Below are 10,847 nucleotides of genomic sequence, written 5' to 3' on the forward strand. Positions count from 1 at the left end.
AAGCGATTTGAAGCCTGGCTGGGTGAGGAGATCAAAGTGATTGAGGAGAGTTGGCGTCGGTTTAGCCATATGCATCCCGAACCAACCCGATAAACGGGTGGCTCTGCATACACGATGGGTTAGATCTCAGGAGTGAATAAGGCGTCCTCTCTTTGAACCAAACGCTCCTCCGAGACCGCAGTATGAGCTATCTTTTTAGGTAACGTTCTTCGGTCAAGCCGCAGTCCTATCGCCGTTGTGAGCTTGGTGTATATCCACTCTTTCAGGAGACGCGCCATGACAGGCATATATTCAAGGCTTATACGTATTCCCCTGATTCTTTGTTGTCTCTATACATCTACGGCCCTCGCACAAGAGCAAAACTGGGCACTTACACTCTATCAAACAGTTCTAACTGATGACCCAATAGAAGATGTGTTGTTGGGACAGGCAGATTACGACAGCAACTTTCAGCTGACCGCCTTGGCGCTGAGCAAGACCATACCCGTTGATGATACCCGCTACGATCTGGAGTGGGAGTTGCAGGCAATTAAGCACACGCGCGGCCAGGACCATGAGGAATTTAATGCGTTGTTGGCAGCGCGATGGTACCCGTTACCTTGGGACGGTTATCTGAATACCGATGTTGCCGTTGGGTTGGGGTTATCGTATGCAAGCGAGTTGCCTGAGTTTGAGGTTGCAAATAAGGATGATGCAGAGGAGTTGCTGGCTTACATATTGGTGGAGTTTGAGTTCAAACCCCAAAGCTGGGAGAGCTGGAGTCTGGTGGTGCGAAGCCACCATCGTTCCGGCGTGTTTGGTCTGTTCAATGGTGTTGAGGGCGCGTCCAATTCATTAGGCTTGGGGGTGAAATACCGATTCTGACCGGGTGAAAGTGATTGAACTTTCGAGCCTTGGGGCGGGTTGTCCGCAAAATACTTGGTCAATCACCGGATAGATGGGCAATAATACGCGCCTTACTTTTTTACAGGTTCCGATATGCTCTCCTACCGTCACAGTTTTCACGCTGGCAATCACGCCGATGTTCTAAAACACACTGTTCAGGCTTTGATTATCGAAGCGCTGAAAGAGAAGGATAAACCCTTTGTTTATCACGATACCCATTCGGGCGGTGGTCGTTATGATCTGGCATCTGAGCATGCAGAAAAAACCGGCGAGAGCGTAGAAGGGATCGGTCGCTTGTGGGAAGAAACCTGCCCACCTGTAATGGCGCCGTATCTGAAAGCGGTGAAGGCGGTCAACCCGAACGGTCGTCTGCGTTATTACCCGGGCAGCCCGGCATTGGCGGGTGCGATGTGCCGTGAGCATGATCGTCTGGTATTAACCGAGTTGCACCCAAATGACTTCCCACGTTTGTTGCAAACTTTCCGTGGTGATCGTCGGGTGAAGATGTTCAACGAAGAAGGTTACCAACGCCTGAAGGCAAGCTTGCCACCCAAAGAGCGCCGGGGTGTGGTACTGATTGACCCGCCATATGAACAGAAATCCGAATACGCAGATCTTGTTCAGGGTATCCGTGAAGCGGCGAAACGTTGGGCGACGGGGACGTATGCGATCTGGTATCCGGTGGTGCAGCGGCATGAAGTGCGCTCACTGGAATCCAAGATGAAAGGCACCAACATCCGTAAGATTCTGCGGATTGAGATGTGTGTGCTGCCGGACAGCAAAGAGTATGGCATGACCGGATCAGGCATGATTGTGATCAACCCGCCGTGGAAGTTGGAACAGCAGATGAAAGAACTGCTGCCGTGGTTAACCGAAAAGCTGGGGCAGTCGCCTGAAGCAAGCTTCAAAGTTGATTGGTTGGTGCCCGAGTAAGGTTTCAGCCGTTTATCCGCAATGATCAGTTAGAGGGATGGAAATGATCGGGCAGTGTTTGTGCGAGGGTGTTCAGTTTCAGGTCGATGGTGACACGCCCAATTTTTATCAGTGTCACTGCTCAATGTGCCGCAAAGCGACGGGATCGTCGGCTAATGCGGCAACCTTTGTGAATGAGTCTGCATTTAGCTGGTTACAAGGGCAGGATCTGGTGCGTTCTTTTAAAAAAGACACCGGTTATCGTGCAGACTTTTGCAGTGTGTGCGGCAGCCCGGTCCCAAATCAGTTGCGGGGCACGGACAAGTATTGGATACCCGCAGGCCTTTTAGATGGGTTTGATGGCAGTGTGGTAGTCGCCCATCTGCATACCGCCTCCAAAGCGGAGTGGGATCAGATCGCAGGTGAGGGCCAGCACTATGATGAGATGCCTTCGCTGGATGAGCTGAATGGGCAGTTACAGCGCGACAGCTAAGGGATCGCGTGTAAGAGATAGAAAAATGGCCGGATAATCCGGCCATTTTTATGGGTGGGTGAAATCAGTCAGTGACGGTTTACATCTTACCCACAGAGAAGAAGTTGGTTTCACCGGAGCTGTCGTCGACACCGTCGTTGTCGGTAACCGCGTAACCTTTACCGGATGCATCCACTGTAAAGCCTTCGATCTTGTCGGTTACGTAGCCATTCAGTGCTTTCAGATCTGGAATAAAGTCACGTACCAGCTCTTTCTTCACAACCGGCAGCTCGCCACCCAGCGGTGCTGGTTTCAGCTCGCTCTGTTCAACCTTGTACAGACGTTTGATCTTAGCGTCTTCACCGATCTGGTTATCACGCTCGATGATGTAAACCTCATCGTCGTATGCAGTGATCTCAGACAGACCCACCCAGCCTTTGGTTGCGGCTTCAGTTGGGTAACGTACGGCGCCCCAGGTGTTGGTCTTCAGGTTGTAAGACACCAGTTTAACGGTGTTTTCCGGATCATCTTTCCACTGACGCTGAATCGCAATCCACAGAGAATCACCGATCAGCGTGATACCTTCAGCGCCGAAACGTTTTTCGTGCTTCAGCAAGGCGTCCGGGAAGTTGAGGGTACGATCGATCACACCGTTGGCATTTACGTGATAGATGGCGTGAGGCACCTTCTTCTTAGTTTTACCTTCAGACGCCAGCCAGAAACCCCCTTTGCCGTCTTGTGTAATCCCTTCCAGATCCAGCTTTTCTGCCGCTTTGCCATCACGCGTGACTGGCGTTGCTTTCACGATTTTTGCAGGCGTCTGGTTCGCATCGATGGTGAAGATGCTTGGCTGCTTGGAGTAGAAGCTGTCGTTGACCGCGTACAGCAGACCCGGTTTCTTCGCATCGGCTGTCATGCCGGACAGTGCACCCCAGCCAATCGGTTCGCCCACGTCGTTACGACCGGATTTGATCTGCGGGTATGCCGCTGCATCGTCATCCAGTTTGTACACCATCACGTGTGAACGTGGACCTTTGTCTTCAATCAGGTCTTTTTCGTTGGCGCTGACCAGCAGGTTACGGGATGGAATCGTTACTGCGGATTCAGGTGCAATGCCGGATGGCAGCAGCTGGACGAATTCTGGCGCAGCGCCGGTATCGCGGTATACACCAATGGCACCGCCACGTTCGGACAGGACAAAGATGTAGGTGTCTTTGCCGAAGGTGCCAATCGCCAGACCTTCAGGTTCGTTACCTTTCTTGCCGGAACGTTTCTCCGGGTAGTGACCGGCCATGATTATTTGATGTTCGAATGCTTCAGCGGATTCGTACAGGACACGGCCATCTTTATGGAAGATGGTGAAACCACGTGCACCGCCGTTAAAGTCGCCTTCATTGGCAGTTACGAAGCGATCGTTGTCCAGCCACTTCACCGAGTCCGGCTCACGCAGACGGTTTTCCTGCGTTTTGTTGAAGGTCAGGGTGCGGTCTTTTTTCAGATCGACGTTTTTCAGATCAACTGAACCGGCAGAGAAGTGGTTGATCACTTTGGCCGTCTTCGCATCAACCACCACCAGATGGTTGTTTTCCTGCAAGGTCACAACGATTTCGTTGTTGTCGTTGAAATCGACAAACTCCGGTTCCGGGTCATCGGCGCCAATTTCTGCCAGACCGGTCATCTCAACACGGCGCATATCGTCGCAATCCGGCTTGCCATCTTCCAGCGGTGCAATCAGGAGGAAACCGGCAGGCAGCTGTGGCAGTTCGCCTTCGTTCAGGTCTTCGTCACGTTCGTTTTCGATCGCCACCGCAACATATTTACCGTCTTTGGATACGGCGATAGAGTCTGGTTGTCCGCCCAGATCACAACGCTTTTCGATCTCCTTGTCGTCCAGATCAATGGCCGCCAAAAAACCGGTTGGCGTTACATAGCTGGTGGATGTGTTCACACCGGTCAGGACGTAGTCGTCTGCAATTGCAACCGAGGTAGGCTCACCTTCCAGTTTCAGGTGGCCCGCAGGCTTAGGCGCGTCAGCATCGCTGATATCCACGAAACCCAAACCTTCGAGTGGGCTGTCCGAGTACACCAGTGTTTTACCATCTTCCGATACAGCAATAATTTCTGCAGAGGTCTCTTGCTGACGCTCAACGCCTGCAGGTAGGTTTTTTGCTGTTGAGAAGCTCGCAATTCGGTTAAACGCATCAGCCTGAGCGCCTGTTGCAACGGCTGCGACCATCACTGCCAGTGCACTGCGGCGGAATGTACGATCAAACATCGGGTGGTCTCCGTGAATACCATCAATATGAAAGGGGCCTTAAAACTAGCCGCCGCATATGACGGCGCTGTTACTTGCACGCTGAAAGGTCGAAATTTATGAATGTTCTTTCATCAGGGGCTCTAGCAAATCAGAGGGTATTTACACAACTTAACCCCCTCTTTACGCATCTTAGTTAAGATCGAAACTAAAATGGCATCTTTGTTCAATGTTAAGGATAGAGACGATGAGTGTGCAGAATACGCTGGCGCTGCGCCGATGGGCAACGCCGCTGACCATTGTGACATCGGTGCTGGTGGGTATCTCCGGTGTAATGATGTTTTTCCATTTGGGTGAAGGGCTGATCAAAGGGATGCACGAATGGATAGGTCTGCTGATGGTAGCAGCGGTTGTCACGCATATCGTGGTGCACGTAAAGCCGTTTAAGCGTCACTTTTCTCAGCGTGCGGCGCTGTCCGTTATGTTTGCCGTGTTGTTGGTCAGCGGATCATTACTGGATTTTGGAGATGGTGGTAGCCCGATGATGGCGGTTATCCACAGTGTCGAAGGCGCACCGATTACCTCGCTGGCGGAGTTGCAGCAGGTCAGTACTCAAGTGCTGATTGATAAACTGGCGGCCGCGGGTTTTACGACTGTGTCTGAGGATATGTCCTTAAACCAAATTGCTGAGCAAAGTCAGGCGCATCCAAAAGAGCTGCTCGGGATTGTATTTTCAAAGTAAAACACTGGGTTTATTTTCGGCGGGCTATTGAGGCCTCGGCTAGAATTTAAAAAGCATCGCTTTCAGATAGTCGCTCGTCGTCAACAAAGGTCAGGTGGTGCCCCTGATCTTTTGAGCCATATGGGCGGTGCAGTTCATGGCAGTATCCTTTTCAACTGCAATCCTGCCAGCTTGACGTGGTTCACCGCTCAGGTTGAAGGGAGGTTTAATCATGACAGAGATAAAGGCACGATCACTGAGTGGTGAACTCGTCACCCTCAGTGGTGAAAGACTAGAAACACTTCAAACACAGATTCGAGGGGAGGTTATCGGGACAGATCATGCGCAATATGATGATGCGCGTCAGATCTGGAATGCGATGATCGACCGCCATCCCGCAATGATTATTCGATGTACCGGCACGGCAGATGTTGTGCAGGCGGTGCGTTTTGCGCGTGAACAAAATTTGCTGATATCCGTCAGGGGGGCCGGTCATAACATTGCCGGGAACTCGCTCTGCGACGAAGCCGTGCTGATTGATCTCAGCGCAATCAACTACGTGCGGGTTGATCCGGAGCAAGGTGTACTCATCGCAGGTCCCGGTGCAACCTTGGGCGATGTCGATCATGAGGCACAGCAGTATGGCCTGGCGGTGCCCGTCGGCATCAATTCTACGACCGGGGTGGGTGGCTTAACGCTCGGGGGCGGATTTGGCTGGATCAGCCGTTCGCACGGCCTCTCCATCGATAATCTCCTCAGCGCTGAGGTGGTGACCGCGGCTGGCGAGCGGCTAAAGTGTGATGCCAGTCATCATCCAGATCTTTTTTGGGCGATTCGAGGCGGTGGCGGTAATTTCGGTATCGTCACGTCGTTTGAGTTCCGGATGCATCCGGTGGGGCCGATGGTGATGTCTGGGCCTGCGGTCTATCCGTTTGATCAGGCATTTTCCGTGCTGCAGGCCTATCGGGCCTTCTGTGAAAAAAGCCCGGATGAGTTAACCACGTGGGCGGTGATCCGTGATGCGCCTCCCTTGCCGTTTCTTGATGCCCAATATCACGGGCAGCGGGTTTTGATCATTGTGGCGCTCTATAACGGTCCGATGGATGAGGGTGAGAAATTGATCGCTCCGTTACGGCGTTTGGGGCAACCCATTGCAGATGGGTTTGCGCCACATCCTTTTGTTGCGTTCCAGCAGGCCTTTGATCCATTGCTCACCCCGGGGAGTCGCAACTACTGGAAGTCCCACAACTTTGCTGCGCTCGGTGATGAATTGATCGAAACGCTGGTGGACTATGGGGGGAAACTGCCCAGTCCAGAATCAGAGATCTTTGTCGCTCAGTTGGGTGGTGCGATCAATCGGGTCGCTTCAGATGCTACGGCCTACCCTCATCGGGATGTCGAATACGTGATGAACGTGCATACCCGGTGGGATGACACCCATCAGGACCGTGATTGTATTGGATGGGCACGTGAGTTTTTTGATGCCACTAAACGCTTCGCGACCGGCGGGGTCTACGTGAACTTTATCAGTGAAGATGAAGAGCGGGTTGATGGCGCCTACGGCGAGAACTATGCCCGTCTGGCAAAGGTTAAATCAGACTATGATCCGGACAACTTCTTCCGTGTAAACCAGAATATCAGGCCGGGATAATGGGCTGATTCACGTCTCTATCTATGTGATCGGCCGGAAAACTCACGGTCGGTCACATACCCCCCAACATATCGCGAAAGCTGTTTACACATGACAGTTCTGTCACAATCTTGTGAAACTTGTTTGTTATAACTGTGAGCCTTGTCTGGCGAAATGGTCTGGTCTGAGTTTGTCTTATGCATTCGATATCTTGGTTGTCCCTAAGTTGGTGTCTGATCCCGGTGGTTCTGATCAGTACGGTATATTTTTATTGGAATGGAAAACCCTCCGAAGTGCTGCTGTCCGCTGCGCGTATGGCGTTGCAACTGGTGGCGGTGGGCTATGTACTGGTGGTGTTGTTTGAGCAACCCTCACCCTGGATTACCGGGCTGGTGCTAACGGTGATGATTTCCGCAGCATCCTGGATTGCAATCCGGCCGGTCAGGCATCAGCCGGGATTTCTGCGGCCCGCATTTATCGCGCTCTTGGTTGCGGTAGGATTTCATCTGGTGATTGCGCTGAAGTTAGTACTGGGTGTGGAAACCTGGTATGAACCGAGTGTGATGATACCGCTGGCGGGCATGTTCTTCGCGAACAGCATGAATGCGATCAGCCTGGCTGCAGAACGTTATTATTCTGGCCTGCGCGAAGGCAAAGATGAAGATGCAGCGCGGATGGCGGCGTTCCATGCCGCGATGATCCCACAAGTGAACAGTTTGTTGGCGGTGGGGCTGGTGGCGTTGCCGGGCATGATGACCGGTCAGATTCTATCCGGTGTATCACCGCTGATTGCGGTGCGCTATCAGATCATGATTATGACGATGGCGTTAGGCGCCAGTGGTTTGGGTGCCGCGCTGATGCTTTGGCAGTTAGGGCGTAACAAGATCAGTGTAAGTATCAAGCAAGCCGTAGGTCGCTAACTATGAGCGAACGACCTGTCCGCGATACATTCTGACGGACTTGCTTCGGGTTGACTGAGAGGGTGTTTCCTCTTGGATCACTTTCGTTATCTTTTGGCCTCGATACACCTGCGTAACTGTACGTGTTTTGGGGATGGATTCTGGGGCGGTGATCTCGATTGGTTTGCCGGGGTCATGGTCACTAGTCGGTGGGATAGGTAGATTCTCTATGCCAACCGATTCGGGGGAATCTGATGCTGGAGATGTGTTGGGGGCTTCAACGGCTAACGCTTCAGTGCTTGGCGGATCGGCTAGATCTTGCAGATAGTATTGAAAACCAAGTTGATCCAGCAGGGTGGTTGCATCATCGGGCAGCAGCGTTTCCGGGATAGGGAATATCAGATCGGGCGTGTAGGAGTATCGGGCATTGTCGAGCAAGGACAGGGCTGATAATGCCTGAAAGTTATATTCGCCCCCATAGGCTGCACCGATCAGATGCCCCCGATGAATGACCAGTTGACCCGAGCGGTTTTCCTTTGTCGCGATAAACACTGTGCCGGTGTTTCCAGCGTGGCAATGCTCAAAGAGTTCCAGCCACAAGGAGTAGAGAGGGGAGTCTTTACGTATACCAACTTTCATATCCACGGTGATACCTCTTTGAGCAACGTGCTTAGGCACAGGGGTTGGGGAATCAGGCCATTTGAACCTTGAAGCGGTGTGCAGACTTGGTCCGCGTCCACATCCAAATCGGATAGCGACAGGCCGAGGTTGTGTTGCTCAGCCACGATGTTATCTACCACCAGAATCTTTTTTGTCATCTCCGTTCCTCTGTTGAATCCCTGTTAGGACAAGGCAAGTTTCAGGCCATTTCGACCAGTGCCTTGTGAAGGATGTGTATGTGGAGGATTGAACGAGCCCGGTGGGGAATGCATCGTGATCAGTGCACACTTGTGGAAGTGTGATAGAGGTGTCTGATCTGTATTGGTGCGCGGATTATGGAAAAGGTGTTTGTCATACCTTGTCGCGAGAGCTATCAAAGGCGTTGTAAGGGTCCCGGCCTGTGACATCCATATCGGTGGCCGGGAGAGGTGGTACTCGTGGAATAAACGGGGTGGAAGAATCAGACGACAAGATCGACTTGCTGAACGGTGCCGGAACTACCATCTTCCCTTAGGAAAAAGCTGGAGCTACGGACAACGCCCTGCAGTTCGTTATCATCGTTTTTAATCTCAAACGGGGTCTGTACAGCGCCTAGATAGATGGCCCCAATCTCTTTATCGGCGAGGGAAAAGTATTGATCGTCGCCGCTGCTGGTTTTGACCCAGATTTTCAGTTCGGTATACGCGGCGTCGCCTTCATCAATAAAGCCGTTGCCGTCATCATCGTAGGCACGCAGATCCGCAAAGCCATTGCCGCTCTGGGTGCCAAATAACTCGTTGCCATTATTTACGCGGCCATCACCGTTATGGTCCATTGTCAGAAAGCCGCTGCCTGCACCGGTAAAGCTGATCTGATCCTGTTTGCCGTCTGAATTGATATCCAGTCCGAATTTCTCGTTGGTCAGGTCTGCGGCAGGCGCGTTGAAATTGATGACCAGGGGATCTTGCAGCTGTGCGCCAGCGGTGATGGTAGTGGATTCACGGGTGGAGAAACTGTGGCTCATCTCCATCATCAGATCGATGTTGATCGTCTGACCGTCAGCCGTATGAATTTCACCTTGGGCGCTATAGGACGTGCGCTCGAACTCGCTGTAGGTCACGGTGTGCTGGTAGCGCATCCCCACTTCTTCGCCAACACGAGGCGGCTGGAAATTCTCCAGATCAATACTGAAATCCATGGTTTGTACAGCGCCGACCTGAACCTGATTCGCTTGTGCGAAGCCTTCGCTCAGCGCGCGCCCATCGGTCAGTTCAATCGGTTTGCCGGTAATGCTGGAGAGAATCGCAGCCGTCAGCTTTAGGTTCGGATCAGTCATCTCCGGCATTGGCGGAGACTCTGCTGGCAGCAGTCGATCGATCAGGGTGATTGGGCGCGGTGTCTGTGATTCAGTCAGGTCTATCACCGGCCCGTTAAACCCGAGCTGACTCAGAGGCTGTCGCGATGACTGGCTGCTGCTCCAGCTTTGATTGTTGCTGAACTGGCTCTGATGGGTTGTGACCTGCATATTGCCAAGGCCTTTAGCAAGCTCGAGTGCTTCTTCGGAGAGACTGGTTTTGTCTCCGGCAGCGACGTGCTGGGACTGGACGGATCCATCCTGCTGGAAACGCTGCACTTCGAGGCTTTCATATTCCGTATGTGTCTGCTCTTTGGCGTGGCTGGTGCCGAAGCTGACATTGCTATTGGCGATAATCATTCTGCCGTTCCCTGATTTGATGTTTATAGGGTATCGGCGACCTGTGGTGGTTTTTTAGTCAGTTATACGTGAAGAATACTCATGTTAAACATAGGGGGAGTGTCTTGCGCCTGAATATAAAAGGGGTTACTGCACAGTGGAGGTTAAGCTTGATAATTGTTTCAACGAGGGAAGGAGGACTTTACCGGTCCCATCCCTCGTTGAGTTGTTTGAGTGTCAGCCTGCTTCTTGTGTGGGTTGATGATTGGCGATCAGCTCTGTCTGCTGGCGGTTGGGTAGCGGTGCATAGTGGCTTAACGCCATTGTGAACTGACCCTCGCCACCGGTCAGTGCTTTGAGTCGTGATTGGTATCCGTCCATCTCTGAGAGCGGAAGCTGTGCGCTGATTTCGACCTGCTGCTGCGGTAATACCGCGGTGCCGTTGATCAGGCCACGCTTGGCGGAGATATCCCCGGTAATGTCGCCCACATTGCTGCTGGGTGTGATGATATTCACATCCACAATCGGTTCCAGCAGGATGGGCTGTGCTTGATGAATCGCATCGAGAAAGGCCTTTTTACCGGCCGCAACAAACGCAATCTCTTTCGAATCGACCGAATGGTGTTTGCCGTCGTAGACCGTCACTTCAATGTCCTGCAGGGGAAACCCTGCGAGGGCGCCGCTACCGAGTACTTGCCGCACGCCTTTTTCGACCGCAGGGATAAATTGTCCGGGAATAGCC

Annotated in this window: 10 protein-coding genes and 1 pseudogene; 6 read left to right on the plus strand and 5 right to left on the minus strand. The window is 52.5% G+C overall.

Translation table 11 applies throughout. The features are described 5' to 3' along the window. Positions 1–276: 276 nt before the first annotated feature. From ABYW01_RS06090 to ABYW01_RS06100, 3 genes are all read left to right on the plus strand, one after another. The gene (locus tag ABYW01_RS06090; RefSeq protein ID WP_372831606.1) at positions 277–864 is read left to right on the plus strand and encodes a hypothetical protein; all 588 of its coding nucleotides are present in this window, start codon (positions 277–279) and stop codon (positions 862–864) included. A gap of 114 nt (positions 865–978) precedes the next feature. Continuing rightward, positions 979–1,818 (plus strand): 23S rRNA (adenine(2030)-N(6))-methyltransferase RlmJ, encoded by an 840-nt coding sequence (locus ABYW01_RS06095; protein ID WP_372831607.1) that lies wholly within the window; start codon positions 979–981, stop codon positions 1,816–1,818. Between the two features lie 43 nt (positions 1,819–1,861). Next, positions 1,862–2,290, plus strand: coding sequence for a GFA family protein (locus ABYW01_RS06100; protein ID WP_372831608.1), 429 nt, complete (start codon positions 1,862–1,864; stop codon positions 2,288–2,290). A 79-nt stretch (positions 2,291–2,369) separates the two neighbouring features. On the opposite strand, the gene ABYW01_RS06105 is transcribed toward ABYW01_RS06100, so the two are convergent. Beyond that, entirely contained in the window at positions 2,370–4,544 is a 2,175-nt protein-coding gene (locus ABYW01_RS06105) for an esterase-like activity of phytase family protein (protein WP_372831609.1), read from the minus strand. A gap of 226 nt (positions 4,545–4,770) precedes the next feature. On the opposite strand from ABYW01_RS06105, the gene ABYW01_RS06110 reads away from it, so the two are divergent. The 3 genes from ABYW01_RS06110 to ABYW01_RS06120 all read left to right on the plus strand — a co-directional run bounded on the left by ABYW01_RS06110 (position 4,771) and on the right by ABYW01_RS06120 (position 7,794). After that, positions 4,771–5,265, plus strand: coding sequence for a DUF4405 domain-containing protein (locus ABYW01_RS06110; protein WP_372831610.1), 495 nt, complete (start codon positions 4,771–4,773; stop codon positions 5,263–5,265). Between the two features lie 211 nt (positions 5,266–5,476). Further along, a complete protein-coding gene (locus tag ABYW01_RS06115; protein ID WP_372831611.1) occupies positions 5,477–6,895 on the plus strand; it encodes an FAD-binding oxidoreductase in 1,419 nt (472 codons plus the stop codon). A gap of 176 nt (positions 6,896–7,071) precedes the next feature. After that, positions 7,072–7,794: an ABC transporter permease gene (locus tag ABYW01_RS06120; protein ID WP_372831612.1), complete on the plus strand. Its 723-nt coding sequence runs from the start codon at positions 7,072–7,074 to the stop codon at positions 7,792–7,794. On the opposite strand, the gene ABYW01_RS06125 is transcribed toward ABYW01_RS06120, so the two are convergent. The 4 genes and pseudogenes from ABYW01_RS06125 to fusA all read right to left on the minus strand — a co-directional run. Beyond that, a complete protein-coding gene (locus ABYW01_RS06125) occupies positions 7,795–8,412 on the minus strand; it encodes a hypothetical protein (RefSeq protein ID WP_372831613.1) in 618 nt (205 codons plus the stop codon). It abuts the gene before it with no gap. Further along, positions 8,409–8,591, minus strand: a complete 183-nt coding sequence (locus ABYW01_RS06130; RefSeq protein ID WP_372831614.1) for a hypothetical protein — start codon at positions 8,589–8,591, stop codon at positions 8,409–8,411. The genes ABYW01_RS06125 and ABYW01_RS06130 overlap by 4 nt, the downstream gene beginning before the upstream one ends. Before the next feature lie 302 nt (positions 8,592–8,893). Then, positions 8,894–10,126, minus strand: coding sequence for a hypothetical protein (locus ABYW01_RS06135; protein ID WP_372831615.1), 1,233 nt, complete (start codon positions 10,124–10,126; stop codon positions 8,894–8,896). A 216-nt stretch (positions 10,127–10,342) separates the two neighbouring features. Further along, positions 10,343–10,847: pseudogene (gene fusA / locus ABYW01_RS06140) on the minus strand (elongation factor G); the annotation flags it as partial.

This window comes from Pontibacterium sp., from assembly GCF_041587635.1.
GTDB lineage: Bacteria > Pseudomonadota > Gammaproteobacteria > Pseudomonadales > Balneatricaceae > Pontibacterium.